General features: G+C 75.4%; 23 protein-coding genes. 13 read left to right on the forward strand and 10 right to left on the reverse strand.

Going from position 1 to position 26,573, the window contains the following annotated elements; genetic code table 11:
* The first annotated feature begins 37 nt into the window (after positions 1–37).
* Both ACA514_RS44910 and ACA514_RS44915 read left to right on the forward strand, forming a co-directional pair.
* Entirely contained in the window at positions 38–886 is an 849-nt protein-coding gene (locus ACA514_RS44910; RefSeq protein ID WP_375047609.1) for an NAD(P)H-dependent oxidoreductase, read from the forward strand.
* 12 nt (positions 887–898) lie between these two features.
* Entirely contained in the window at positions 899–1,516 is a 618-nt protein-coding gene (locus tag ACA514_RS44915) for an HAD family hydrolase (RefSeq protein WP_375047610.1), read from the forward strand.
* 39 nt (positions 1,517–1,555) lie between these two features.
* Here ACA514_RS44915 and ACA514_RS44920 read toward each other — a convergent pair whose 3' ends face one another.
* Positions 1,556–2,611 carry an Rv2578c family radical SAM protein gene (locus ACA514_RS44920; RefSeq protein WP_375047611.1) on the reverse strand — a complete coding sequence of 352 codons (1,056 nt, stop codon included), beginning with the start codon at positions 2,609–2,611 and terminating at the stop codon, positions 1,556–1,558.
* Positions 2,612–2,790: 179 nt separating this feature from the next.
* Here ACA514_RS44920 and ACA514_RS44925 point away from each other — a divergent pair, with 179 nt between their 5' ends.
* The 3 genes from ACA514_RS44925 (at position 2,791) to ACA514_RS44935 (ending at position 5,861) form a co-directional block, all read left to right on the forward strand.
* A complete protein-coding gene (locus tag ACA514_RS44925; protein ID WP_375047612.1) occupies positions 2,791–4,404 on the forward strand; it encodes a glycoside hydrolase family 10 protein in 1,614 nt (537 codons plus the stop codon).
* Positions 4,405–4,460: 56 nt separating this feature from the next.
* Positions 4,461–4,664, forward strand: a complete 204-nt coding sequence (locus ACA514_RS44930; RefSeq protein WP_375047613.1) for a DUF3040 domain-containing protein — start codon at positions 4,461–4,463, stop codon at positions 4,662–4,664.
* Between the two features lie 546 nt (positions 4,665–5,210).
* Positions 5,211–5,861 carry an ATP-binding protein gene (locus tag ACA514_RS44935; RefSeq protein ID WP_375047614.1) on the forward strand — a complete coding sequence of 217 codons (651 nt, stop codon included), beginning with the start codon at positions 5,211–5,213 and terminating at the stop codon, positions 5,859–5,861.
* Here ACA514_RS44935 and ACA514_RS44940 read toward each other — a convergent pair.
* Positions 5,803–7,254, reverse strand: coding sequence for an MFS transporter (locus ACA514_RS44940; protein ID WP_375047615.1), 1,452 nt, complete (start codon positions 7,252–7,254; stop codon positions 5,803–5,805). The two genes, ACA514_RS44935 and ACA514_RS44940, sit on opposite strands and share 59 nt — an antisense overlap.
* Before the next feature lie 73 nt (positions 7,255–7,327).
* Between ACA514_RS44940 and ACA514_RS44945 the strand changes: the two genes are divergently transcribed.
* Positions 7,328–7,963 carry a CGNR zinc finger domain-containing protein gene (locus ACA514_RS44945; protein WP_375047617.1) on the forward strand — a complete coding sequence of 212 codons (636 nt, stop codon included), beginning with the start codon at positions 7,328–7,330 and terminating at the stop codon, positions 7,961–7,963.
* Positions 7,964–8,011: 48 nt separating this feature from the next.
* On the opposite strand, the gene ACA514_RS44950 is transcribed toward ACA514_RS44945, so the two are convergent.
* Together ACA514_RS44950 and ACA514_RS44955 are read right to left on the reverse strand one after the other, a co-directional pair.
* A complete protein-coding gene (locus ACA514_RS44950; protein ID WP_375047618.1) occupies positions 8,012–9,139 on the reverse strand; it encodes a helix-turn-helix transcriptional regulator in 1,128 nt (375 codons plus the stop codon).
* 113 nt (positions 9,140–9,252) lie between these two features.
* Positions 9,253–12,189 carry a hypothetical protein gene (locus ACA514_RS44955; protein ID WP_375047619.1) on the reverse strand — a complete coding sequence of 979 codons (2,937 nt, stop codon included), beginning with the start codon at positions 12,187–12,189 and terminating at the stop codon, positions 9,253–9,255.
* Positions 12,190–12,352: 163 nt separating this feature from the next.
* Here ACA514_RS44955 and ACA514_RS44960 point away from each other — a divergent pair, with 163 nt between their 5' ends.
* Positions 12,353–13,369, forward strand: coding sequence for a DMT family transporter (locus ACA514_RS44960; protein WP_375047621.1), 1,017 nt, complete (start codon positions 12,353–12,355; stop codon positions 13,367–13,369).
* A gap of 71 nt (positions 13,370–13,440) precedes the next feature.
* Here the strand turns inward: ACA514_RS44960 and ACA514_RS44965 are convergent, their stop codons facing one another.
* Together ACA514_RS44965 and ACA514_RS44970 are read right to left on the reverse strand one after the other, a co-directional pair.
* Positions 13,441–14,253: an ABC transporter permease gene (locus ACA514_RS44965; RefSeq protein WP_375047622.1), complete on the reverse strand. Its 813-nt coding sequence runs from the start codon at positions 14,251–14,253 to the stop codon at positions 13,441–13,443.
* A 38-nt stretch (positions 14,254–14,291) separates the two neighbouring features.
* Positions 14,292–15,239 carry an ATP-binding cassette domain-containing protein gene (locus tag ACA514_RS44970; RefSeq protein ID WP_375047623.1) on the reverse strand — a complete coding sequence of 316 codons (948 nt, stop codon included), beginning with the start codon at positions 15,237–15,239 and terminating at the stop codon, positions 14,292–14,294.
* Positions 15,240–15,341: 102 nt separating this feature from the next.
* On the opposite strand from ACA514_RS44970, the gene ACA514_RS44975 reads away from it, so the two are divergent.
* The 3 genes from ACA514_RS44975 to ACA514_RS44985 all read left to right on the forward strand — a co-directional run bounded on the left by ACA514_RS44975 (position 15,342) and on the right by ACA514_RS44985 (position 18,532).
* On the forward strand, positions 15,342–16,019 hold the full coding sequence (locus tag ACA514_RS44975) for a TetR/AcrR family transcriptional regulator (RefSeq protein ID WP_375047624.1): 678 nt from the start codon (positions 15,342–15,344) through the stop codon (positions 16,017–16,019).
* An 88-nt stretch (positions 16,020–16,107) separates the two neighbouring features.
* Positions 16,108–17,484 (forward strand): hypothetical protein, encoded by a 1,377-nt coding sequence (locus ACA514_RS44980; RefSeq protein WP_375047625.1) that lies wholly within the window; start codon positions 16,108–16,110, stop codon positions 17,482–17,484.
* A gap of 76 nt (positions 17,485–17,560) precedes the next feature.
* Entirely contained in the window at positions 17,561–18,532 is a 972-nt protein-coding gene (locus tag ACA514_RS44985) for an ARPP-1 family domain-containing protein (protein ID WP_375047626.1), read from the forward strand.
* Positions 18,533–18,724: 192 nt separating this feature from the next.
* Here ACA514_RS44985 and ACA514_RS44990 read toward each other — a convergent pair whose 3' ends face one another.
* Complete coding sequence (locus ACA514_RS44990) at positions 18,725–19,168, reverse strand: acyl-CoA thioesterase (protein WP_375047627.1); 444 nt, start codon at positions 19,166–19,168, stop codon at positions 18,725–18,727.
* Between the two features lie 170 nt (positions 19,169–19,338).
* On the opposite strand from ACA514_RS44990, the gene ACA514_RS44995 reads away from it, so the two are divergent.
* Positions 19,339–19,695, forward strand: coding sequence for a YybH family protein (locus tag ACA514_RS44995; protein WP_375047628.1), 357 nt, complete (start codon positions 19,339–19,341; stop codon positions 19,693–19,695).
* Positions 19,696–19,776: 81 nt separating this feature from the next.
* Here the strand turns inward: ACA514_RS44995 and ACA514_RS45000 are convergent, their stop codons facing one another.
* Positions 19,777–20,604 (reverse strand): alpha/beta fold hydrolase, encoded by an 828-nt coding sequence (locus tag ACA514_RS45000; protein ID WP_375047629.1) that lies wholly within the window; start codon positions 20,602–20,604, stop codon positions 19,777–19,779.
* A 215-nt stretch (positions 20,605–20,819) separates the two neighbouring features.
* On the opposite strand from ACA514_RS45000, the gene ACA514_RS45005 reads away from it, so the two are divergent.
* Complete coding sequence (locus ACA514_RS45005) at positions 20,820–22,064, forward strand: AI-2E family transporter (protein WP_375047630.1); 1,245 nt, start codon at positions 20,820–20,822, stop codon at positions 22,062–22,064.
* A 134-nt stretch (positions 22,065–22,198) separates the two neighbouring features.
* Positions 22,199–24,142: a glycoside hydrolase family 3 protein gene (locus ACA514_RS45010; RefSeq protein WP_375047631.1), complete on the forward strand. Its 1,944-nt coding sequence runs from the start codon at positions 22,199–22,201 to the stop codon at positions 24,140–24,142.
* Between the two features lie 221 nt (positions 24,143–24,363).
* Here ACA514_RS45010 and ACA514_RS45015 read toward each other — a convergent pair whose 3' ends face one another.
* Together ACA514_RS45015 and ACA514_RS45020 are read right to left on the reverse strand one after the other, a co-directional pair.
* A complete protein-coding gene (locus tag ACA514_RS45015; protein ID WP_375047632.1) occupies positions 24,364–25,422 on the reverse strand; it encodes an alpha/beta hydrolase in 1,059 nt (352 codons plus the stop codon).
* 165 nt (positions 25,423–25,587) lie between these two features.
* Positions 25,588–26,361: a TetR/AcrR family transcriptional regulator gene (locus ACA514_RS45020; RefSeq protein WP_375047634.1), complete on the reverse strand. Its 774-nt coding sequence runs from the start codon at positions 26,359–26,361 to the stop codon at positions 25,588–25,590.
* Positions 26,362–26,573 lie beyond the last annotated feature (212 nt).

Here is a 26,573-nt window from a genome sequence, read left to right on the forward strand (position 1 = left end):
TCACGCACACCGCGATCCCGCGAAAGGAGCACACGCGATGAACGTGCTGTGGGTGTTCGCCCACCCCGAACCGCGCTCCCTCAACGGCGCCCTGCGCGACCACGGCACCGCGACCCTGCGGCGCCACGGCCACCGCGTCCGCCACTCCGACCTGTACGCGATGGGCTGGAACCCCGTCGCCGGGCCCGCCGACGTCGGCCACGACCCCCGCGAACCCCTGCGACTCGGGCCCGCCTCCGAGCACGCCCGCGCCACCGGCGCGCTCGCCGCCGACATCCGCGCCGAACACGCCAAACTCGCCTGGGCGGACGCGCTGGTCCTGCAGTTCCCGCTGTGGTGGCACGGGATGCCCGCCATCCTCAAGGGCTGGTTCGACCGCGTGTTCGTGCAGGGCTACGCCTTCGGCGTCCACGACGAGGACGGCCGCGCCCGCCGCTACGGCGACGGCGGCCTGGCCGGGCACCGCGCCCTGGTCGTCACCACCGCCGGCGCCCGCGCCACCGGCCTCGGCCCCCGCGGCCTGCACGGCGACGCCGAGGACGTGCTGTTCCCCCTCCTGCACGGCACCCTGTTCTACGCCGGCATGGACGTCCTGCCGCCGCTGGTGATCACCGGCGCCGACCGCGCCGGACCCGCCGAGCGCGCCCGCGCCGCCGCGCGCCTCGACGCCCGCCTCACCGCCCTGCCCACCGCCGACCCCATCCCCTACCGGCCCGAACGCGGCGGCGGCTACGACGACGAACTGGTCCTGCGCCCCCACCTGGCCCCCGGACGCACCGGCCTCGCCGTCCACCGCACCCGGCCCGCCTCCTCCGATCGCGGACGCGGCCCGGCACCCGCAGGCATCGAACTCTCGTCATGTGCGAACAAACGTGATATTTGTTAGAAGCACGATGAAGTGAACAGCGACGCCGAGGGGGCCGCGATGCAATGGGTGATCGTCGACTACGGCGAGGTGGTCTGCCGCACCCCGCCCGAGGACGCCGCCGCCCGCCTCGCCGGCGCCGTCGGCGCCGAACCCGGCGCGTTCTGGGACCTGTACTGGAGCGGCCGCGGCGCCTACGACCTCGGCACCGTCGACGCCGCCGGATACTGGGGCGAGCTGTGCGGGCGCCTGGGCCGCGCCGCGACCCCCGCCCTGCTGGAGGTCCTGGTCCGCCTCGACCTGGAAATGTGGTCCCACCTCGACGAGGGCACGCTGCGGATCCTGCGCGACCTGGACGCCCGCCGCGTCCCGCTGGCGCTGCTGTCCAACGCGCCCCTGGAGATGGCCCGCCACATCGAGGCCGAGCCCTGGGCCGCGGTGTTCCGGCACCGGTTCTTCAGCGCCGACCTGCGGCTCGCCAAACCCGACCCCGCGATCTACCGGCACGTCGCCGGCCGCCTGGGCGCCGCGCCCGCCGACCTCACCTTCGTCGACGACCGCCCCGCCAACGTCGAGGCCGCCCGCGTCGCCGGCCTGCGCGCGTTCCTGTTCACCGGCGCCGAAACCCTGCGCCGCGACCTCGCCCTGTGACCTCGCCTGTGACGGCCGCCGGCGGCAGGGCCGCCGGGGTCACAGCAGCGACAGCTGCTCCGGCGCGGGCGGCGGGGGAGGGGGCACGCGGCGGTGCGGCGACGGGCCGCGGCGCCCCGCGCCCACCCCGTACCGGGCCGCCAGCTCCCGCACCCGCGCCGAGATCCGCCGCTGGTACTCCGCCGGGGCGTAGGCGCCCGACCCGTACAGCCGCGCATAGGGGACGACCAGCTCCGGATGGTGCTCGCGCAGCCACGCCATGAACCACTCGCGCGCCCCCGGACGCAGATGCAGCGTGATCGCCGACACCGACGTCGCGCCCGCCTCGGCGATCAGCCGCACCGCCTCCTCCAGCTGCGCCGGCGAGTCCGACAGGTAGGGGATCACCGGGCCCATCAGCACCGAGCAGCCGATCCCGGCCTCGTTCAGCCGCGCGCACACCTCCAGCCGCTTGCGCGGCGCCGGCGTCCCCGGCTCCACCAGCCGCCACAGCCCGGGGTCCACCGACCCCACCGACACCGCCGCGCTCACCTCCGCGCGCTCGGCCGCCTCCTGCAGCAGCGGCACGTCCCGCAGGATCAGCGACCCCTTGGTCAGGATCGAGAACGGGTTCGCCGCGTCCCGCAGCGCCGCGAGGATCCCCGGCATCAGCCGGTAGCGGCCCTCGGCGCGCTGGTAGCAGTCGACGTTGGTGCCCATCGCGATGTGCTCGCCCCGCCACCGCGGCGCCGCCAGCTCCGCCCGCACCCGCTCGGCCGCGTTCACCTTCACCACGATCCGCGAGTCGAAGTCGGCGCCCGCGTCCATCTCCAGGTACTCGTGGGTCTTGCGCGCGAAGCAGTACACGCACGCGTGGGTGCAGCCCCGGTAGGGATTGATCGTCCAGCGGAACGGCATCCGGGACGCCTTCGGCACCGCGTTGATCACCGACCGGGCGCGGACCTCGTAGAAGGTCGTCCCGCGGAACTCCGGCGTGTCGAACGTGCGCGCCACCGCCCCCCGCTCGATCAGCGGCACGGCCGCGCCGCCCCCGGCGCCCGCCTCGTCGACGGCGCCCGCCCCGTCCCCGGAAAACCGCAGGTGGTCCCAGCGCACCCCCGCCCCCTCTCGAACACGTGAACGACCTGGTGTGACGGCCAGTATGGAACGCGTGTTCGAAGATCGCAACGGGGTGGCCGAAGGGACGAAGCGGGACACGGCCGTACCGTGAGGCATCACACGGACATCGGCGTTCGGTCCGAACCACCGCAACGGATGCGTAACAATGGCTCGCTATGGCATGGCGAACGGGGACGCGGATCCGGGCGACCGCGGCGGTGCTGGCGGCGGGCGCGGTCACGGGCGTGACGGCGGGCTGCGGCGTGCCCGCCTTCGGCGGAGGCGACGACGGCGACCGCGCCGGCCCCGTCACCGCCGGCGCCAGGCCCGAATGCCCCAAGACCCCCGCGCCCGACGGCGCCGGCGCCGCCCGGCAGGTGCGCGGCATGTGGATCGCCACCGTCGGCAACACCGACTGGCCCACCGAGCCCGGCCAGTCCGCCGCCACCCAGAAAAAGCAGTTCACCCGGCTCCTCGACACCGCCAAGACGATGAACATGAACGCGGTGTACGTGCAGATCCGCCCCGACTCCGACGCGTTCTACCCCTCCCCGTACGAGCCGTGGTCGCAGTGGCTCACCGGCAAGCAGGGCAAGAACCCCGGCTACGACGTCCTGGACTTCATGGTCAAGGAGGCGCACGCGCGGAACCTGGAGTTCCACGCCTGGTTCAACCCCTACCGCGTCAGCCGCCAGGACGACCTGAAGAAGCTCGCCGCCAACAGCCCCGCCCGCCGCCACCCCGACTGGGTCCGCAAGTACGGCGGCGGCCTGTGGTACGACCCCGGCCTGCCGCAGGTCCGCGACCTGGCGACCAAGGCCGTCCTGGACGTCGTCCACAAGTACGACGTCGACGCCGTCCACTTCGACGACTACTTCTACCCCTACCCCGAGGACGGCGACTTCCCCGACGCCGCCACCCACAAGACCTACGGCAAGGGCCTGTCCAAGGCCGCCTGGCGGCGCCGCAACGTCGACACCCTCGTCCAGACCCTCTCCCAGCAGATCCACCAGGCCAAACCCTGGGTGCGGTTCGGCATCAGCCCCTTCGGGGTGTGGCGCAACAAGTCCAGCGACCCGAACGGCTCGCCCACCAGCGCCCTGCAGAGCTACGACGACATCTACGCCGACACCCGCGGCTGGATCAAGAAGGGCTGGCTGGACTACGTCACCCCCCAGCTGTACTGGCCCATCGGCGACCCCCGCGCCGGCTACGCCGAACTCGTCGCCTGGTGGGCCGACCAGGTCAAGGGCACCGGCGTGCAGCTGACCATCGGGCAGGCCGGCTACCGCGTCGGCGAGGCCGGCGCCTGGAAGAAACCCGCCGAACTGTCCCGCCACCTCACCCTCAACCGCAAGTACCCGCAGGTCAGCGGCGACGTGTTCTTCAGCGCCACCGACATCGCCGCCAACCGCCGCGGGTTCGCCGCCCGCATCCGCGACGACCACTACTCCCGCCCCGCGATCCCGCCCGCCGCCACCGGACGCGGCGGCCACGCCCCGCCGCCCGTGCAGGACACCAAGGCCGTCCCCGACGGCAAGGGCGTCAAGGTGCAGTGGCGGCCCTCCCAGGACGCGGTGTCCTACGCGGTGTACCGGGCCGACGGCAAGGCCGCCGGCTGCGCCCCCGTCGACCGCGCCCGCCTGATCGGCGACATCCGCGGCGGAGGCGTCATCGACCCCTCCGCCAAGCCCGGCCGCTCCTACACCTACTACGTCACCGCCCTGGACCGCCTCCACCACGAGAGCGCCCCCGCACGCGGCGCAACGGTTACCGCCGCCGAAGGATAATGATCATGCTCCGTGGGGAAGAACACAGCACTGCCCGCCCCCCGGAGGTACTGAGCATGGCGCTGTCGATGGAGGAAGAGCGGATCCTCACCCAGATCGAGGTCCGCCTGAGCGAGGACGACCCGCGGCTGGCAGGCCGCCTGGCACGGCTCGGCGCCCCCCGCGGACGCCGCGCCCGCGTGATCACCGCGACACTGATCACCGCCGCCGTCGTCCTGGCGGCCATCGGAGCCGCGATAGCCGCCGCCCTGGTGCAGTGACCCGCACCACCGCCCGCCGCCCCGGCCGCCCGCCCCCCGCCGCGGACGGCCCCCGGCACCCCGCCCCGACGAACATCTGAACGGTTGGACGAACACCTGAACGCCCGGCTGAAACGCCCGCATCCTGCCGCATGCCGCCGAGCATGCGAACGCCGAGGCCCCGGCGAGAACGAATCTCGCCGGGGCCTCGGCGCTTAGGCCGGTGTGGTGGTCGCCTCACGGCGAAAGGCACAACGGAGTTCCAGCCCGGACCGTACGGACCGGCGGTATTCCCCGAAGGCATTGTGTAGAGCCCGGGGGACACAAGCCACACCGACGCCACCCACCATAACGGCAACCGGACCCTGCTCATTCCATCGGGGCCGTCCGCGTGTCCACCATCACCTCACCCCCGGGTGAGGAACGCCTGCGCCCGTGCACCGCCCCCGCGCCCGATGCGTCCCTGAAGATGGACCGACGCGGAGAACGCCGGAACCGGACGCCAGGACGGGGAACACCCGGCGCCGCACCCGGCCCGCACACCGCCAACGGTGAGGAGACGGGGAAGTGGGAGCCGACGGGCCCGGCATCGACACGGCCACCAGCATCGACACAGCCACAGCCACGACCGGCATTGACGCCACCGGCATCGATACGACCGGCATCGGGGCCGTCGCGGGGGAGCGGAGCCCCTCCCCGGACGCTTCCGGCGGCGCGTCCAGGGCCGCGTCATGGGAACTGCCCGACGACACCCGCACCGCCTCCCGCGCACGCGCCCTCACCACGCGGACACTGGGCGCCTGGCACGTCGACGACCCCGCCGACGTCGACGACATCGTCCTGATCGTCGACGAACTGGTCACCAACGCGGTCGTGCACGGAACCGGACCGGTCCGCCTCGCCCTGCGCCTGGACGGCGCCCGCCTCACCGGAGAGGTCGGCGACGCCGACCCCGCCGCGCCGCCCGCCGCGCGCCCGGCGCCCGCCGTCCTCGACTGGGCCGAGGCCGGCCGCGGACTGCTCCTGGTCACCGCGCTCGCCACCGGATTCGGCGCCCGCCCCCACGCCACGGGCAAGACCGTCTGGTTCACCCGCGACCTGAACCGCGTCAACGGCCACCAATCCAACGGCCACGGGCCCGGCGCCGCGGCGGTGCCTGTCACCGCCGACGCCGAAGGTCCCTCCGGTCTGCGGGCGGCTCCTCCGAGTCGCCGGTGACCGTTGCCCCGCCGACGGGCGCACCGCCCGGCGCGGACGACCGGGCAGGGAACGGGACGGGCGGCGGGACGGGACCGCCCGCGCTGCCGCGCCGGCCGCGCCGGCCGCGCCGGACGTGCCGGGCCGCCGCGACCGCCACCACCGCCGCCGACGACGCCACCAGCCCGCACACCCCCGTCCACCCGAACCGGCCGTACACCGCCGCCCCCAGCCACGACCCCGCGCTGCCGCCCAGGAACGAGCACGTCATGTAGGCGGTGTTGAGACGGGCCCGCGCCCCCGGCGCCAGCGCGAAGATCCGCGCCTGGTTGGCGACCTGTCCCGACTGCACCGCCGCGTCCAGCAGCAGCATCCCCGCCACCAGCGCCGCCATCCCCGCGGCGCCGCCCGCCGACCCGCCCGCCAGCACCGCCGCCGCGGCCGTCACCGCCAGCGCGCACACCGGGCTGACCGCGTCGGGACCCGCGCGGTCGACCACGCGCCCCACGACCGGCGTGCACGCCATGCTCGCCGCGCCCACCAGCGCCACCAGCCCGACCGCCTGCGCGCCCAGCCCGTACCGGGGGCCGCTGACCAGCAGCGCCACGGCCGTCCACGCCGCGCTGAAACCGCCGAACATCGCCGCCTGGTACAGGCAGGAGCGCCGCAGGTCCGGTTCGCGCCGCAGCAGCAGCACCGCCTCGCCCAGCAGCCGCGGATAGCGCTGCCGCGACGCCGGAGCCGTCACCGGCACCACCACCGCCAGCACCGGGGCCAGCAGCAGCGCCAGCACCGCCGCGATCAGATACGGGGCGCGCCACCCCAGCTGCGCCCCGGCGACCCCGCCGAACGCGCGCGCCAGCAGGATCCCGCCGAGCAGCCCGCTCAGCAGCGTGCCGGTGACCGCGCCGCGCCGCCGCTCACCGGCCAGCCCCGCCGCCATCGGCAGGATGATCTGCGGGACGGACGTCGTCGCGCCCACCAGCGCGCCCGCCGCGACCAGCACCGGCACGTCCGGCGCCAGCCCCGCCGCCAGCAGGCCCGCCCCGGTCAGCGCCGTCAGCACCGCGATCAGCCGCCGGTGCGGCACCCGGTCCCCGAGCGGCACCAGCAGGAACATCCCCGCCGCGTACCCCAGCTGCGCGGCGGTGGCCGCCAGGGCCGCCGTGCCGTCCGGGACCCGCAGCCCCTCGGCGATCAGCGGGATCAGCGCCTGCGGGAAGTAGATGTTCGCCACGGTCACCCCGCACGTCACCGCGAGGAACCAGATCAGCCGACGGCCGAGGACCACCTCACCGGACACGCCGGCGGAGGCGTCGGCCAACGGCGGGGTGTCGGGGGACGGCGGGACGTCGCGGGAGGACCGGGTGTCGGGGGAGGACGGGGTGTCGGGGGAGGACGGGGGCACGGGCACCTCGCACAGATGAACCGGTTATAGCGGTTCAGGACGGTACCAGTTAAACCGGTTCGCGGCTATGCTCGGCGCCATGGCCCCCTCCGCGCCGCCCGGCCCGCCCGGCCCCCCCGTGCCGCCCGCCGCCTTCCGCCAGGGCGCCGGCCGGATCTGCCTGGACTTCATCCGCACCCTGCGCCACCGCGGCGGCCCCGACGCGGTGGAGGAACTCGCCGACCCCGCCGCCCTCGACGCCTGGATCCGCCAGTTCGGCCCCTACGACGACCCCGGCACCCGCGGAACCGACGGAACCGGTGCACGCGAGGCGCAGCGCGCTGACGCCGCCGACCTGCTGGCCGCCCGCGCCCTGCGCGAGGCGATCCACCGGCTCGTCACCGCCGCCCGCGAGAGCGGCCCCGCCGCCTGCGACGCCGCGTCCCACGACCTGGTCAACACCGCCGCCGCGCGGCCCGTGCCCGTGCCCGCCCTCGACGCCGCCGGGCGGCTGCGCCACCACGCCGCCGAACCCGTCACCGCGATGCTCGCCGTCCTGGCCCGCGACGCCCTCGACCTGGTCGCCTCCACCGCCCTGGCCCGCGTCCGCGCGTGCGCCGGCGACCGGTGCGGCGCCCTGTTCCTGGACACCTCCCGCCCCGGGACCCGCCGCTGGTGCTCCATGAACACCTGCGGCAACCGCGCCAAGAAGGACGCCCTGCACGCCCGCGACTGACCCGGCCCTGCACTCCCGCGAACGCCCCCGCGAACGCCCCTGCGGCGGTCACGCCTGCAGCGGGCAGCGGTCCACCACCCAGAGCTCCTCCTCGTCCTCCGACAGCGGACGCGGCGGCTCGTCGGTCAGCCGGTCCAGATGCCACTCGATGTGCGCCAGCGGCCCCCGCCAGCCCGCCAGCAGATCGGCCAGCGGACGCGGCGGCCCCGGCGGCCCGTAGGGGCGCGGATCGGGCAGCTCCTCCTCCCACAGCGCGTCGTCGCAGTCGGCCGCCCAGTGCGCCGCCGCCTCCAGCACCTGGTTCAGGTCGCGCACCAGATCCCCCAGCGACCGCAGCGCCATCGCATCCTGGATCATCCGCTCCCGCGCGTCATAGGGCAGCTCCCGGTCGAACTCGGCCGGGAACGCCGGCCGGCGCCCGTCCAGCACCGGCTCCTCGCCCGTCGCCGCCGCCCGGATCGCCGCCAGCTGCCAGCGCGTCCACTCCGCCAGATGCCCCAGCACGCCCCGCAGCGCCGCGGCGCCCTCACCGCCGCCGCGCACCTGCGCCGCCGCGTCCCGCAGCCGCGACCGCACGAACTCCAGCCGGTCCAGCGTCCACGCCCGCGCCCGCGCCGCGCCCGCCGGGCCCCGCGGCCCCGCCTCCGCCGCCGGACGCGGCATCGGCACCCGCAGCGCCGCCAGCAGCCCGTCCAGGTCCCGCACCTCCGCGCCGCGCCCCGACAGCACCGCCGCGCCCACCCGGTCGACCCGGAACATCCGCGGCCCGTCGCGCATCAGGCACCACCCCACCAGGTACTCCCCGTAGGGGGCCGTCACCAGGCCGTGCGCCTCCACGTCCCGGAAGCTGCGCGCACCGGCCTGGTCGGTGTAGGCGAGCCGGACGATCCGGCGCCGCCGCACCGCCTCGGCGAGGGTGCCGCGCACCGGGCCCATCAGCGAGGCCACCTCGCTGAGCGGCTCCGGCTCCGCAGGCGCCGCCAGGACGTATCCGCCGCGCCCCTCCGCCCGCACCGGCAGCCCGCCGTGCGTCAGCAGCTCCAGGTCGCGGCGCACCGTCCGCTCGCTGACGTCCAGCCGCGCCGCCAGCTCCCGCGGCTCCAGCGGCTCGGGCGAGGCCGCGCGCAACTCCGCCACCAGCGCCAGCAACCGGTCCACGCGATCGACATGCTCCACACACCCATCGTGACCGCGCGCACCGACATTATGCGGCGCCGAAGACGGCTGTACCCCCACGGGACAAGGGCTCCCGGCGCCCCGGCCCCGCCCGGCGGGGACCGGGGAGCCGGTCAGTGGCCCGACAGCTCGGCCGCCAGGCCCTCGAAGTCCGCCGCCGTCAGCGTCAGCGCGCCGCCGATCGCCTGCGTCGCCTCGGCGCTGCCCAGATGCCGCGTCGCGGCCCGGTCCAGATACGCCTCCACCAGCCGCGCACCGGTCAGCCGCCCGCGCGCGCGCAGCGTCGCCGCGTCCCGCTCGACCACCGCCCAGGCGTCCGAACCCAGCCGCAGCGACCGCTCCTCGGCCAGCAGCCCGACCAGCGCCGACCGCGCCCGCGCCGTCCCCAGATCCGGCAGCCGCACCGCACGCAGATCGGTCACCAGCTCCGGCGACGCCGCCGACAGCTCCCCGACCCGGTCCGGCTCGCAGGTGCCCAGCAGCGCGGTGTCGTTGACGCCCTCCAGCCGCGCCCGGTACAGCACCGACGCGTACCCCGCGCCCTGCGCCTCGTCCAGGACCAGCCCGTCCAGGCCGTCCAGCAGCAGCACATGCCCGGCGTGCTCCTCCAGCGCCGCCCGCAGCCCGTCCGGGCCGGCGTCGCGCAGGTCCTCGGCGTGCACCGAGTGGACCTCGCCGCTGGAGGCCTCGACCTCCGCCAGCGCCCGCGCCACCATCCGCGCCAGCCGCCGCTGCCCGCTGGACGGCGCGCCGATCAGCAGCAGCGCCGGCGCCGACGCGCTCGACACCTCCTGCCCGCGCAACCGCCGCGCCCACTTGCCGCGCCGCCGCACCTCCGTCACCACCCGGCCGATGTCGTCGGCGCCGCACAGGAACCGGATCCCGTACGCCTCGGCGATCTGCGGGCTCGACTCCGGCACCGGCGCCGGCGGCGCCGGCGGGACCGGCTCGGGCACGGGCGCCGGAGGCGGCGGCAGATCCGGCTGCTGCGCCGCCGGCGGCGGCGCGGCGGGCGTCTGGGCGGTCGCGGCGGGCGGAATCGGCGCACCCGGCCACGCCGGGCCCTGGTCCAGCATGGTGCGGAACGCGTCGGTGTCCAGCTGCGTCGCCGAGGCGTAGGCGGCCGGAGACGCGGGCTCCGACGGCCAGCGCGGCTCGTCCTCCGCCGGATCCGACGGCCACCGCGGCTCCTCCGCCGCGGCGGGAGCCGGCCGCGCGGGCTCGGGCGCCGGCTGCGCCGCGGGCTCCGGCCGGGCCTCAGGACGCGGCTCCGCGGCCGGCGGGGGCGGCGGGACGTCGGAGCCCAACGGGTTCTGCATCCCCGCCCGTTCGTCCCGCACCGGAGACGCCGCGGGACCGGGCCCGGGGCCGGGCGGCGGAGGCGGCGCGGGCGCCTGCGCGCGGACCCCGAACGGGTCGGACGGCGCGGGCGGCGGCACCGACGGACCGGACCCGTGCGCCTGCGCGGGCCCCGGCGGCGCGACCGGAGGCGAGACCGGGGGCGAGACCGGCGGCGCCGACGGGGGCTCCATCGGCGCGGCGGCCGGCGGCGGGCCCGGCGCCTCCTGCGCCGGCTCGGGCACCGGCGCGACCGGACGGTCGGCGTCCGAGCCCGAGGAGGCGCGCTCGGCCGCCATGTGCGCGCGGGCGGCCTTGATGATGTCCCACGCCGACAGCTCGTCGGTCGACGGCGGGGAGTGCATCGCCGGGGACGTCAGCTCCGCCGCGACCGCCTGCGGCACCGCGAACCCCGTCGCCGGCGGCGGCACCTGCGCCAGCCGGCACCAGGTCAGCCCGACCGTGTAGGTGGTGGCCAGCAGCGCCGCCAGCGCGTCGGCGTCGTCGCGGCGCAGCGCGTCCGGCAGCCGCCCGTCGCGCGGCCACAGCGCCCGCAGCGGATGGGCCGGGTCGCTCAGCACCGCCTGCAGCGTGCGGGCGCTGTCGGGGTCCAGCCACCGCTGCAGCGCCGGCAGCGCGCCCGGCGCGGCCTGCAGGTCGGCGGCCAGCACCGCGATCCCCGCGCGGCGGACCTCGTCGTGGCTGCGGCCGCCCGCCGCGGGGCGCGGCCCGGTCAGCCCGTGCACGATCTGCTCCAGGTCGTACAGCGCGAGCCGCAGGTACTCCCCGGGCGCGGTGTCGCGGACCATCGGGGTGGCGAACTCGGCGGGACACCGGCGCCGCCACTCCTGCACGATCGCCTCCGGCCCGTACCGGACGGTCGCCATGTCCTGGTTGACCGTCCGCAGCGACGCCGCCGTCACCGCGGCGAGCGCGTCGGCGCCGGGACGGAACCGCGGGTCGGCCTGCAGGCCCGCCGCGACCTCGTACATCACCCGCGCGATGTGCGCGGCGCCGCCGCCGTCGCCGGCGCCGAGCCGGTGGACGTAGTAGCCGGCCAGGGTGGCGAAGTCCGGCGGCATCATCCAGTGCAGCCGGTCGGCCGAGGTGGTCAGGAACGGGATGAACGACTCGATCAGCGGATGCTCGGTCAGCACCACCGGGGACCCCGCGCACCACAGCAGCGCCCCCCACGCGGCCGCGATGGTGCTGGGCGTGCCGGGCTGGAACATCGGGTCGCGCTGGGCGAACTGCTGCGGGTTCACCGCCAGCGCGGTGGTGATGGCCTGGGAGATCCGCGCGACGACCGCGGTGTCGGGGACGGGCCCGAGGAACCCCAGCGGCGCGACCCGCCCCGCCGACAGGTCCGGGCCGGTCGGGTACAGCTGCGGCGGGACCGGCGGCGTCCCGCCGCCGCGCGGCGCCGGGACCGCGACGCGGCGGTCCTCGAAGTCGGGCGGGGGAGGGCAGGGATGCCAGGCGCCGTCCAGCCCGCACCGGTACCAGCGGCCCCAGGCGCCGAACAGCCACCATTCCCCGGCGCCCCACAGCATCCGCGCGGCGATCTGCGCGGCGCGCTCCTGCGGCTGGGCGGTCCGCCACCACGGCGAGGCGACCAGCTCGCGCACGTTGCCCTCGACCGCCGCGAACAGGTCCGCGCCCGGGCCGCCTCCCGTCCCGCCGGGTCCCGCCCCGGCCCCCTGCCAGCTCACCCGGCGAATAGTAGTCCTCCCCGGCGGAGTGTCCGGCATGCCGCGTTCGGTGCACTGGCCGGCACACGGCCGGCGCGCGTCCGGCCGCGCCGCTCCCACCCTCGCCATGTAATGACCGTTATGGCACGATGCTCCTGATCGAGGGAGAGGGGAGGAGCGGGCGATGGGCGTCGACGCGGCCGCGCGCACCCGCGCGCAGGGCGTCGCGCTGGCGGTGTTCTCCTCGGTGTGCTTCGGGGCGTCCGGCCCGTTCGGCAAGGCGCTCATCGAAGGCGGGCTGGAACCGCTGCAGGCGGTGTGGCTGCGCATCGCGGTGTCGGCGGCCGTGCTGGTCCCGATCGCTGCCGCGGTGCGGACCCGCCCGGGCGCCCGCCCCCTGCGCGCGCAACTGCGGCCCCACCTCGGACGGCTGACGCTGTACGGGCTGACCGGCGTCGCCGGATGCCAGGCGTGCTACTACCTGGCCGCGTCCCGGCTGCCCGTCGGCGTGGCGATCCTGCTGGAGTTCACCGGCCCCGTCATGGTGCTGGCCTGGCTGCGGCTGGTGCGCCGCGCCCCCGTGCACCGCACCGCCGCCGCCGGCGTCGTCGTCGCGATGGCGGGACTCGCGCTGGTCGTCCAGGTGTGGACGGGCCTGAGCCTCGACCCGCTCGGGCTGGCCGCCGGGCTCGGCGCCGCCGCCTGCCAGGCGTCCTACTTCCTGCTGGTCGACCGCCTCGCCGGACGCGTCGACCCGCTGGTCATCACCACCGCCGGCAGCGCGGTCGCCGCCGCCGCGCTCGCCCTGCCCGCCGCGCCGTGGGCGCTGCCCTGGGACGTGCTCGCCGCCGCCGTCCCCGTCGGTGGGCGCACCGCCCCCGGCTGGACGCTGGTCGCCTGGATCGCGCTGGTCAGCACCGTGCTGGCCTACCTCACCGGGATCGCCGGGCTGCACCGCCTGTCGGCGCAGGTCGGCGGCGCCATCTGCTACACCGAGGCGGTCGCGGCCACCCTCATCGCCTGGGCGGCGCTCGGCGAACGCCTCACCGCCGTGCAGATGACCGGCGGCGTCATCGTCCTGGCCGGCGCCTACATCGCCCAGCGCGCCGCCACCGCACCCGACGCCCCGAACGCCCCGGGCGCGGCGGACACCGCGCCCGGGGCCCTGCCCGCGCCCAGCGCCGCCGACGCCCGCAACTGACCGGCCGCCTGCCCCCGCACCGGCACGCACCGCACCGGCACCGCGCCGGCGCCTGCGGCCGGACGCGGCGGTCAGGCGTTCTCGGCGCGGAACCGCCGGGCGCCCAGCCACACCGACACCACCAGCAGCACCACCGCGACCAGCGCGCCCTCGGCGACCGCCGCCGTCGCGTAGTCGCCCAGGAACGCCGCGCGCGCCGCGTCCACCACGTACCGGAACGGCGTGCACCGCGACACCACGTCCAGCCACCCCGGCGCCAGGCTCATCGGCAGCAGGATCCCCGACAGCAGCATCAGCGGCAGCGTCACCGCCGACAGCAGCGGCGCGAACGCGTCCTCGGCGCGCGTCCGCATCGCCAGCACGTACGACAGCGACGCGACGGCGACCGCCAGCGACACAACGAACAGCAGCCCGACGGCGATGCCGCCCGCCGGCGCGCGCAGCCCCAGCGCCAGCCCGACCGCCACCAGCATCACCGCCTGGAACGCCACGATGACGGTGTCGCGCAGCACCCGGCCGAGCAGCAGCGCCGTGCGGCTCACCGGCGTCACCCGCAGCCGCTCCACCACCCCCGACCGCAGCTCGGCGATCAGCCCGAACCCGACGAACCCGGCGCCGAACAGCGCCAGCTGGATCAGCACGCCCGGCACGAACACCTGCCAGGCGTTGCCGGCGCCGAAGCCGCGCACGTCCACCAGCCTCGACAGCAGCGGCCCGAACAGCACCAGGTACAGCAGCGGCTGCATCGCGCCGAACACCACCGCGACCTTGCTGCGCAGCGTCTGCCGCAGGTAACGGCCGAACACCAGCCGGGTGTCGGCGGCGGTCCGCGCCAGCGACCCCGGCAACGACGTCGCCATGGACGTGGACAGGGACAGGGACATCGCGGTCCTCCTTCTCTCTCGGGACGAGCGCGGCCGGGTCAGGCGGCGTCGCGCAGGGAACGGCCGGTGACGGTGAGGAACACGTCGTCGAGGCTCGGACGGGCCAGGTTCAGCGACGCCAGCTCCACACCGGCGGCGTCCAGCGCCCGCACCAGGCTCATCAGCTGCCGCTCGCCGTCCTCGACGGTCAGCCGCACCCCGCCGCCGCTGACCACCGCCTCCCGCACGGACGAGTGCCGCGACAGCGCCTCGCGCGCCGGCGCCGCGCCCGCCGGGTCGGCCAGCTCGAGCGTGACCACGTCCCCGGCGACGCGGCGCTTCAGCTCGGCGGGCGTGCCCGCGGCGACGATCCGCCCCCGGTCGATGATCAGCAGCCGGTCGCACAGGGCGTCGGCCTCGTCCAGGTAATGGGTGGTCAGGAACACCGTCGTGCCGTCCTCGGCGCGCATCGAGCGGACGTGCTCCCACAGGTTCCCGCGGCTCTGCGGGTCCAGGCCGGCCGTCGGCTCGTCCAGGAACAGCAGCGGCGGGCGGTGCACCAGCCCCAGCGCGATGTCCAGCCGGCGACGCTGCCCGCCCGACAGCGCCCCGCACGGCCGCGACCCCAGGCCCTCCAGCTCCAGGCGCGCGCACAGCTCGGCGATCCGCTCCGCGCGGCCGTCCACCCCGTACAGGCGGGCCTGCAGGCCCAGCTCCTCGCCGGCCGGGACCGAGGGGTCGGTGCCGCCGCCCTGCGCGACATATCCGATGCGGCGCCGCACCCCGCCCGGGTCGGCGCGCAGGTCGTGCCCGGCGACCGTGGCGGTGCCGGCGGTCGGCGCCAGCAGCGTCGTCAGCATCCGCAGCGTGGTGGTCTTGCCGGCGCCGTTGGGCCCGAGGAACCCGACGATCTCGCCGGGCGCCACCGACAGGTCCACGCCGCGCACGGCCTCCACCGTGCCGTGCTTGCCGGTGAAGGTGCGGGCGAGCCCGCGTGCCTCGATCACGATTGACCTCCGCTGGGGGGTGAACGACTCGCCGACAGAGTAACCACAAATTTGCAGTCACACCAAGTTTTCAGTGACACCAGTGAAGGTAGGATTCCGGGCATGGGAGAGGAGATCGACCGGCGCCCCGAACCCCGGCTCGGCCTGCGCGAGCGCAAGAAGCGCGAGACCCGCCGCCGCATCGCCGACATCGCCACCGGGCTGTTCATCACGCGCGGCTTCGACAACGTCACCGTCGCCGACGTCGCCCGCGTCGCCGACGTGTCGGTCAACACCGTCTTCAACTACTTCAAGACCAAGGAGGACCTGTTCTTCGACCGCCAGGACGAGATGATCGAGACCGCCGGGCACGCCTTCCGCGACCGCCGCCCCGGCGAGGGCGTCGTCGCGGTGTTCCGCCGCCGCTTCTTCGAAGGCCTGGACGAGGGCTCCTACCGCACCGCCTTCCACGAGGGCTCGGAGGTGTGGATGAAGACCGTCAGCGACAGCCCCGCCCTCACCGCCCGCTCCCGCGAACTCGGCCGGCGGATGAAGGACGTCCTCGCCGACCTGCTCGCCGAGGAGACCGGCGCCGGACCCGACGACATCGCCCCCCGCGCGGTCGCCTCGATGATCTACGCCGCGCAGGGCGTCCTCATCGAGGAGATCGCCGCCCGCAAGAGCGCCGGCGAGACCCTCCAGGAGATGCGCGAGGACGTCTACGCCTCCGCCGCCCGCGTCTTCGACCTGCTGGAACACGGCATCGGCGACTACGCGCCGAAACCCGCGGACGACCGGTAGCGGCGCGCCGCCCGCGCCGCCGCCGGAAAATGGGTGTCGACACGCTCCGCGGCGTTCCTAGACTCCATGATTGCGGAGGCGAACAATCATGGACACCCCCACGTTCCTGGCCCACCTGCAGACCCACGACACCCCGCTCACCCTGCCGAGGGGCGGCACCCTGCGCTGGGACGACGCGGACCTGCACCGCGCCGCCCACGCCGCCGGCCCCGAGCACTACGCGCTGCTGGCCCTCGCCCCCGGCGCGCTGCCCTGGCAGCGCGCCCGCGTCCTGCTGCAGACCCTCGCCGCCACCCAGGCCGGCCTCGACGCCCCCACCCGCGACACCCTCGCGCGCCTGGCCCGCGTCCTGACGCTGGCGCTGCCGCCCGCGCACGTCATCACCGCCCTGCTCGCCCTGCGCCGGCTGCGCGCCAACCACAAGCACACCACCCGCGCCGTCCTGCGGTTCGTGCTCGAGCACCCCGACGCCGACACCCTCATCGCCGCGCGCCGCCCCGCCCTGCTCGACTGCTTCGAGCACGCGCTCGGCAAGACCGCCGCCCGCGGCTGCGCCCGCCGCATCGCCGGCGGCGACACCGGCTCGGACTACCTGCGGCGCCGCCTGCTGCGCTTCCTCGCCGTCCCCGCCACCGCCCCCGGCCGCGTCGAGGCCCTCTACGCCCCGCCCGCGACCGGCACCGCGACCGGCACCGCGACCGGCCCCGGAGCGGGCGCGGACGCCGCCGCGCGGGCGCTGCCCGACGAGCCCGCCCTCGCCCTCGACGCCGCCGGCGAACGGCCCGCGACCGTCACCGCCACCAACCGCGGCGACATCGCCGCCACCCTGGTCCACCTGTACCGGGGCGGCCCCGCCGAGGACCTGTACGCCGCCCTCGGCCGCTACCTCGACGACGCCGCCCGCGCCTTCCCCCGCTTCACCGGCACCGTCGCGCTCGTCCTGGACGCCTCGGCGTCCATGCGCGGCCACGGCGAACGCGAATGGGCCGTGCTGTCGCAGGCCGCCGCGCTGCGGATGCTGCTGTCGCGGGTGTGCGACCGGCTCGAGGTCATCGAGGTCGGCGGCGACGAACGCGCCCCGCGCGGCGCCACCGACCTGGCCACCGGCGTCCTGGACGCCCTCGGCACCGGCCCCGACCTGGTCGCCGTCGTCTCCGACGGCTACGAGAACCGGTTCCCCGGCGACCTCGCCCGCGTCACCGCCACCCTCCCGCGCGCCGGCGTCACCACCCCCGTGGTGTTCTGCCACGCCCTGTTCACCGGCGCCGACGACCTGACGCTGCGCCGCCCCGACCCGTCCCTGCCGCAGCGCGGATTCTGGCACCAGGACGACTTCACCGCCCTGCTGCCCTGGATGTTCGCGCACTGCCCCGCCGGCCGCCCCTGGCTGCACACCGCCCTGAGCGCCCGCCTGGACGCCCTGGACCGGCAGGCCACCGACCTCACCGCCGCCCTCGCCGCCTGACCCGGGCCCCGCCCGCGCACCACCGCCCCCGCCCCGGGCAGGGCCGGTCCATCCGGCACGACAGAAAGAGCACCGCATGACCGACACCACGGCGCTCGACACCCTGGTCCCCGGCCCGCTCAGCCTCGCCGGGCACCGCCTCGGCACCCCGCAGCAGGCCGGCGCGCTCACCATGGTGCCGATCTCCGGGCCCGCCCGCCCCGGCTTCGTCCCGCCCCGCACCGGGCTGAAGCTGTCGCGCGTCACCGGCTACGGCCGCCTCGAACTGCGCAACGGCGCCGACACCGGCGTCGCGATCGTCCCGCTGCACCTCGGCTACGTCCAGGACGCCGCGCAGAACCACGCGCTGTGCCGGTCGGCGTTCCTCGCGCCCGGGCAGCGCCTGCTGTTCGAGGACGCCTGCTGCGTCCAGCAGACCCAGGGCGGCTACCTCACCGGACGCGACCAGTGGTTCTTCGTGCTGCCCGTCGAACTGCGCGCCCGCGCCCTGCAACTGCGCGGCGTGCGCGGCTACGCCAAGCTGTGGGACGACATCGCCGACCTCAACCACCGCTGCGGGCTGCCCCGCCGCGGCCACCTGGAGCAGATCCTGTCGCGCAAGCGGCCCGTCCTCACCCAGTTCCAGAACCGCCTGGAACCCCAGCCCGGCCAGGTCGGCGCGCTGTTCTTCGTCGCCGGCCGCTTCGCCGGCCTGGAGATCTGCCCCGACCCCGGCTACTTCGCCGAGATGTGGACCGCGCTGGTCTGCTTCGCCTACGGCGTCGCCGCCTGGCGCGCCGAGCCCGCGCCGCCCGGCCCGCACGCCGCCGCCGTCCCCTTCGAGGCGGCCGGCCTGGCCGAGCTGCGCGGCGCCCTGGACCGCGACCGCGCCGACCGCGTCGCCGAGATCGCCGGATGGCCCGCCGGCGTCCCCGGCGGACCCGTCGAGGTCCAGGAGGAGGAGCGCTACCTGGACCTGCGGCTGTCCACCCTCACCGCCCCGCACCTGGCCGGCCAGGTCGTCACCGACGGCGGCCGCACCGTCTACGCCTCCCTGTTCGCCCGCTGAACCCGCCCCGCCCCCGGCCCCGCCTCCGGCCCCGCGCCGGGCGACGCGTCCGGGGCCGCCCCGGAAAAGGGGTTGCCCCGGACGGCCCCCACCCAGTTGAATCGGACCCACGGGAACTGAGCCGGACCCGTCAGGCGAAACACCGGATTCCATGTTCGGATCTCGCACGACGCTCGTAACGTCGCCAGGCGATCAGGAGCCTGACACGGTGCCGGCCGCCTGTCCCGTCTCCTCCAGGTACGGCGCGAGCGCCGCCCGTACCGGCCCGGGCATCTCCCTCTTGGCCTTGGAGCCCGGGTCGATGAACACGTGCCGCACCTCCCCGTCGGCCATCAGCCGCCCCTCCACCAGGAACCGCGGCCGCACCACCATGCTCGTCGTGCCGAGACGCGCCACCGGCATCTCCACGTCCACCAGGTCGTCGAACCGCGCGCCCTCCCGGTAGCGGATCCGCGCCTCCGCCACCACCAGGTCGTACCCCGCCGCCAGCATCTCATCCGGGCCACACACCGCCGCGCGCCACAGCTCCGTCAACGCCACGTCGTAGAAGAACAGGTAGTGGCCGTTGAACACCACGCCCTGCTGGTCGCACTCGCTGTACCGCACCCGCAACCGATGCGCGAAGATCTGCCCCATACGGCCACATACTGCCGCAACCCGCGCGTGGCGGGCGACGGCGCCTCCGCGCGGTCCCGCACCGAAAGCTATAAGCATTGCTTCTGGAAACCAGAAGAACCATCTGTTGGACTTCTGGGCGCCGGGGGTCGAGCATGGGAGGTGACACACCAGCCACCAGGGAGGACACCATGGAGAAGGCCATGCGGCCCGAGGACATCACCCGCCTGTTCGTCGAGCGCTCCAACGCCGGCGACGCCGCCGGGGTCGCCGCGCTGTACGAGGAGGACGCCGTGATGGCCTACCCGCCCGGCTCCCGGACCGTTGGACGCGAGGCGATCCGCGCGCTGTGGGAGAAGGTGCTCGCCGGGCGCCCGCGCTTCGAACCCGAGGAGCCGCTGCCCACCCTCGTCAGCGGCGACATCGCCCTCACCTCCACCCCGCCCAGGGACGGCGCCGGCGCCCGCGCGCAGGTCGTCCGCCGCCAGCCCGACGGCAGCTGGCTCCGCGTCCTCGACCAGCCCGAGTTCGTCACCCCGGGCGCCTGACCCGCCGCGCCCCCGGGCCACGCGCACGCCGAACCCGGGTCCGGGGGAGGCGGCGCGCCCGGGGGAGGGGTGGGCGGCCGGTCAGCTCGCGAGGAACTCCAGCAGGTCCCGGTTGAAGCGCTCCTTGTCGCCCGGCACCATCGCGATGCCGTGCGAGCCGCCCTCGTAGACCTTCAGCGTCGCGTCCGGAATGATCCGCGCCGACTTGCGGGCCGTCGCGTCGATCGGGACGATCTGGTCGTCGTCGCCGTGCACGATCAGGGTCGGCACGTCGAACTTCTTCAGGTCGTCGGTGAAGTCGGTCTCGGCGAACGCCGTCGTGCAGTCCACGCCCGCCTTGATGGTCTCGTGCATCGCCATGAACCAGAACGCGTCCCGGTTGCCCTGCGTCGCCTTGCCGCCCGGGCGGTTCGCGCCGAAGAACCCCTCCGAGCTGTCCTTCCAGAACTGCGAGCGCTCCCGCAGGATCCCGGCCTTGATGTCCTCGAACACCTGCGCCGGGACGCCCTCGGGATTGGCGTCGGTGCGCAGCATCAGCGGCGGGATCGCCGACAGCAGCACGGCCTTGGCGACCCGGCCGGTGCCGTGCCGGCCGATGTAGCGGGCCAGCTCGCCGCCGCCCATCGAATGCGCCACCAGCGTGACGTCCCGCAGGTCCAGCGTGCCGAGCAGGTCGGCCAGGTCGTCGGCGAAGGTGTCGAAGTCATAGCCGTCCCACGGCTGCGACGAGCGGCCGTGCCCGCGCCGGTCGTGGGCGATGCCGCGGTACCCGGCGTCGGCCACCGCCGTCAGCTGGTCCTCCCACGCGTCGGCGTTCAGCGGCCAGCCGTGGATGAACACCACCGGGGCGCCCGAGCCCCAGTCCTTGTAGAAGATCTCGTTGCCGTCGCGCGTGGTGACGTACCCCATGCCTGCGACCCCCCTTGACGAATCGGTGCACGTATCGGTGCGTTCCGGGCGACCTTCCCGCGACGGCGCGCCGGTATCCGCACCCCGGGGCGCGGGAGGGCAAGCCGCGGTCGACCTTTCTTTGCCGTCCCGCGCCCCCCGGCCCGGGCTGAAGTCTCGGCAAAGCCGGGCGCGTGCCCGCGGGCGGCGGACGCGGCCGCGGCTAACGTGCGGGCATGCCGCAGACGCCCGGCGCCAGGCCCGCATACGCGCCCGCCGACGTCCCGCCCGACGCACCCCCCGCACCCCCCGCACCTCCCGAGCCGCCCGCGGCGGGGCCCGCGTCCACCGCCGGACGGCCCGGCCCCCGGCGGATGCCGGCCTGGCTGCCTCGCGCGTTCGTGCTCGCCGGCGCCGTCGTCCTGGCGTTCATGGCGCTGCTGTGGCTGCTGCAGCGGCTGCGGGACCTGCTGCTGATCGTGCTGGTCTCGCTGTTCCTGGCGTTCGCGATCGAGCCCGCGGTGGACTGGCTGGCGGCGCGCGGATGGCGGCGCGGCGCCGGCACCGGGCTGATGTTCGTGGTCATCGGGGTCCTGCTCGCCGGGTTCCTCGGCGGCATCGGGTCGCTGCTGGCCACCCAGACCACCCACCTGATCAACGGGTTCCCCGGCTACGTCCGGCAGGTCGTCGACTGGGTCAACGCCACCTTCGGCACCCACCTGTCGCGCGACACCCTGTTCCAGCGGCTCCCCACCGTGACCGGCACGCTGTCACGGCACCTGTCGTCCCTGGCGCAGAACGTGTGGGGGATCGGCGCCACCGCCTTCGGGGTCGTCTTCAAAGGGCTCGGGGTACTGCTGTTCACCTTCTACCTGTCGGCGCAGGGCCCGCAGCTGCGCCGGCAGGTGTGCTCGCTGCTGCCGCCGCGCCGGCAGCGGGAGGTGCTGCGGGCCTGGGAGATCGCGATCGGCAAGACCGGCGGCTACATCTACTCCCGCGCGCTGCTGGCACTGATCTCCGGGGTCGCGCACTACGTCGCGCTGGCCGGGCTCGGAGTGCCGTACGCGGCGACGCTGGCGCTGTGGGTCGGGGTGGTGTCGCAGTTCATCCCCGCGGTCGGCACCTACCTGGCGGGCGCGGTGCCGGTCCTGATCGCGCTGACCCGGTCGCCGGCGACCGCGCTGTGGATCCTGCTGTTCATCGTCGCCTACCAGCAGGTGGAGAACTACCTCCTGCAGCCCCGCATCACCGCCCGGACGCTGGACATGCACCCGGCGGTCGCGTTCGGGCTCGTCCTGGCCGGCGTGGCGGTCGCCGGACCGGTCGGGGCGCTGGTCGCGCTGCCGTTCGGCGCGAGCGTGCAGGCGTTCGCCGGCGCCTACGTCCGCCGCTACGACGTGGAGGAGCACCCCCTCACCCGGACGGTGCCGCCCGCGCGCGCACGCCGGTGGTCGCTTCGCCGCAGCCGCCGCCGCGAGTGACCGCAGGCTTTACCCCCACCATGGCGGACCCGGACCACATCGTCGACCATTGCCGTGGACGCGCCCGCCCCGCCGGGTTAGCGTGCCCGCAGAACCTTGATCAACCTGGCAGCTCGGGGGCGGAGGGAGCCGTCATGCACCTGCCCCGCACGCACCTGTCCCGCAACCGCCCGGCCCGCGAGCACCTGTCCCGCGAGCACCTGTCCCGCGAGCATCCGGCCCGCCCGCCGGGCACGGGCCGCGCGCGCCGCGCCGTCGCGGGGCTGGCGGCCGCGGCGCTCGCCGCCGCCACGCTGACCGTGCCCGCCGCGCCCGCCCGCGCCGGCGCCGCGCCCGCCGGCGGCAAGGACCCCGCCCTGACGCGGCTGCTGCGCTCGATGAGCCTGCAGGACAAGGCCGCCCAGCTGTTCGTCCTGCAGGTGTACGGCAAGAGCGCCGACACCACCGACCCCGCCGACGTCGCCGCCAACCGCAAGCTGTACGGGGTCGACAACGCCGCCCAGGTCGTCGCCCGCTACCACCCCGGCGGATTCATCTACTACGCCAACAATGTCGACGACCCCGGGCAGCTCGCCGGGTTCTCCAACGGCATCCAGCACGCCGCGACGGCCCAGCCGCTCCGCATCCCCGAGACGATCGCCACCGACCAGGAAGGCGGCATCGTCGCCCGCGTCCAGCCGCCGGCCACCCAGTCGCCCGGCAGCATGGCGCTGGCCGCCGGACGCAGCACCGGCGACGCCCGCGCGCTCGCCCGCATCACCGGGCAGGAACTGCGCGCCATCGGCGTCAACCAGGACTACGCGCCGGACTCCGACGTCAACGTCAACCCCGCCAACCCCGTCATCGGCGTGCGCTCCTTCGGCTCCGACCCGTCGCTGGTGTCGTCCATGGTCACCGCGCAGGTCGGCGGCTACCGGTCCGCGGGAGTGACCGCCACCGCCAAGCACTTCCCCGGGCACGGCGACACCACCACCGACAGCCACACCGGCGTGCCTCGCATCGGGCACACCCGCGCCCAGTGGGAGAAGCTCGACCTGCCGCCCTTCCGCGCCGCGATCGCCGCGGGCGTCGACTCCATCATGACCGCGCACATCATCGTCCCCGCGCTCGACCCGTCCGAGGACCCCGCCACCCTGTCCAAGCCGATCCTCACCGGCATCCTGCGCGACCAGCTGCACTACCGCGGCGTCATCGTCACCGACGCCCTGGACATGCAGGGCGTCCGCGACAAGTACGGCGACGAGCGCATCCCCGTCCTGGCCCTCAAGGCCGGCGCGGACGTGCTGCTCAAACCCCCGGCCGACGCCTCCGGCAACGGCGTGTTCGCCCGCCAGCTCGCCGCCGTCGTCGACGCCGTCAAGACCGGCGAGATCAGCGAGGAACGCCTCGACGCGTCGGTGTACCGGGTGCTGGCCCTCAAGCAGAAGCGCGGGCTGTTCCGCGACCCCTACGCCGACACCTCCCGCATCGGCCGCACGGTCGGCACCCGCGCGCACCTGGCCGCCGCGCAGCGCGCCACCGACCGCACCACCACCCTGGTCAAGGACGACGCCGGCCTGCTGCCGCTCAAGTCCGGGCCCCGCAAGGCGCTGGTCGCCGGATGGGGCACCGCCACCACCGCCGGGCTCGCCACCGGGATCGGCGAGCACGGCGCCGCCACCACCGTCCGCAGCACCGGGCTCAGCCCCACCCAGGCGCAGATCGACGACGCCGTCGCCGCCGCGCAGGGCCAGGACCTCATCGTCGCCGTCACCAACCGCGCCTGGGACGTCAGCACCGAACCGGGCCACCAGGGCCCCGGGCAGACGAACCTCGTCAAGGCACTGGTCGCCACCGGGAAACCCGTCGTCGTCATCGCCGTCCGCGACCCCTACGACATCGCCTACTTCCCCGAGGCCGCCACCTACCTGGCCACCTACTCCTACACCGCCGAGGCCCTGCGCTCGGCCGTCGGGACGCTGTTCGGCGAGAACCCGCCGCACGGGAAGCTGCCCGTCGCCATCCCCACCCGCGACGACCCCGGCACCGCCCTCTACCCGTTCGGCCACGGCCTGACCTACCGGCAGCGGCACGGCTAGAGCACCGGCCCGCGCCGTTCGCGCCGCCTTCCGGCGCGAACGGCGACGGCCCCGTTACGGGGACCCCCGGGCCCACGGCCCGGTTCCGGGGACGACAGCCGCGGTCGTCCCCGGAACCGGGCCGGGCTCGGCTTGTGACCACACCCGCGCGATCAGGACCCGCGCGATCAGGCGGCAGGGCCCGCCGCCCGGTCACGGCCGGACGGCGTGGCCCTCGCGCGTCAGCGGTGCTTCGCGGTGACGGTGACCTGGCTCGCGCCGATCGCCTTCATCATCGTCGGCCAGATCTTGGTGGCCTCGCGGATCCACGCGGGCCAGTTGTGGCGGCCGTCGCCGTAGATGTCGGCGGTGTAGGGCACCTTCAGCTCGTCCAGGCGCTTCTTGAACTCGTTGTTGTCCGCGCCGACCGCGATCTCGCTCAGCAGGCCGATGTCCCACGGCGCCACGTTCGGGTCGCCGGGGCCGGGCCGGCCGGTCGTGCCGGCGGAGAAGAACAGCTGCGTGCCGCGCAGCTTGTCGGCCAGCGCGTAGGGGTCGTGCGCGGCCCAGTTGGCGTCGTCGGCCCACGGGATGCCCCAGATCGCGAACGGGTCCTGCCCGTTGCCGGCGTTGGTGAACATCAGCATCGCCGGCATGCCCGCCGACCGCAGCGACAGCGTGCCGCTGAGCGAGGCGACGTACTTGAACAGCCCCGGGTGCCGGGCCGCGTAGCTGTAGGCGCCCTGCCCGCCGGAGGAGTTGCCGATCGCCGCGCGGACCGCGCCCGCGCCGTAGTTGCGCTCCATCAGCTGGCGCACCTCGGCGGTGTGGAAGGTCTCCCACTTGGGGGTCCCGCCCTTGCCGTAGTTGTACCAGTCGGTGTAGGAGCCGTTCTCGCCCTCCGGCATGACCACCAGGGCGTCGTACTTGGCCGCCCAGGCCTCGATGTCGGTGTTCTTGGTCCAGGAGGTGTAGTCGTCCTGGCCGCCGTGGAAGGCGTACAGCACCGGCCACGTCCGCGTCGACCCGCGCTGCCAGTCCTTGGGCAGCAGGATCCGCGTCTTGACCGACTTGCCGAGCGCCGGGGAGGAGATGGTGACGTCCACCTCGCGGTCGGCGACCTTGGTCTCCTGGGTGATCTGCGCGCCGTCGTCCGCCTTCGCCGGGGACGTGTCCGCCCGCGCCGCCCCGGCTCCGGCCGCGCCGACCCCGGCCACCAGGACGGTGGCGATGGTGCTCGCCGTCACCGAGCGCCGCCAGCGGACGACTGTGAGTACCGGACCGCGGACAGAGGGTGTCATATGCTCACCTTGCGGAACTGCCCGACCCCCGTGGCCGTGCGACTTCCGCAGAGTGTGCCGCCGACCCGCCAAATGATCTACAGGCCGGAGTAATAAGAAAGACCCGGACCACTGTAGATATGTGAGTCATTTCGGAGACGCGGTGAGCGTCCGGTGACAGCCGGGTCACCCGGGACGGCGCCCACCCGGACGGTGCGCCAGGAACCGCGCGAGATCCCCGACCATCGGGGCGTCGAACGTGCCCGCCACCGCCCGCACCAGCATCCCGAACGGCGCCTCCGGCGGCTCCACCCGCATCAGCCACGCCACCCGGTCCGCGCACAGCGGATCGAACACCGCCGCGGCCACCAGCATCGAGGTGAACTGCGCCGCCATCGTCGCCTCCAGCACCGGCCGGGCCGGCTCGCGGGAGCGCAGCCACTCGGTGCCCGCCCACTCCACGGCAGCGATCCACGCCTGCACGGTCGAGCGCAGCACCCCGCTCGGCGCGTCCACCCGCAGCGTCCGGTACGTCAGCGCGCAGATCTCGTCGCGGACCTTCTGCGCGGTCGACAGCGTCGCCTCCGGCGCCTGCCGGCCACCCACGCCCAGCAGGCTGGCGTAGCCGACCTCGTAGCGCTCCAGGAAGTCGACGTACAGCTCCAGCCGCCGCATCATCTGCTGCGACGGCGCGCCCCCGGCGACCTGGGCCAGCCGGTCGGTCAGCTCCGCGCCGACCCGGTCCGCGGCCGCCTCGTACAGCTCCTGCTTGCCCTCGAAGTACCGGTACACCGACGAGCGGGAGGTGCCCGCCTCCCGAGCCACGTCGTCGATCGACACCTCCGGCTCGGGCCGCCGCCCGAACGCCTCGATCGCGGCCTCGATGATCTCCTCGCGGCGGCGGTCCTGGGACAGCCGCCGGAACGGGGGCCGCCGGCGCGGCGCCGCCTCACCTGCCATGCGCGTCACCCTAGCGGTGGACGCCACGCCCCGATCCCGCCCCCGATCCCGCACCGAGCGCGGACGGGCGCGTGGGTGTGAGGCACCTCTCGGGACGAGCGGTCCCGCGCATCGGGCAGGATCGAGGGATGCGGGAGCACCGGCCGGGGGGCGGGCTCCCCGACCGGCGCCCGCCCCGCGCACTGGCGGCGGTCGCGGCCGTCGCGCCGGAC

Origin of the sequence: Actinomadura sp. NTSP31, from assembly GCF_041951385.1 — a bacterium.
Taxonomy (GTDB): Bacteria; Actinomycetota; Actinomycetes; order Streptosporangiales; family Streptosporangiaceae; genus Spirillospora; species Spirillospora napierensis.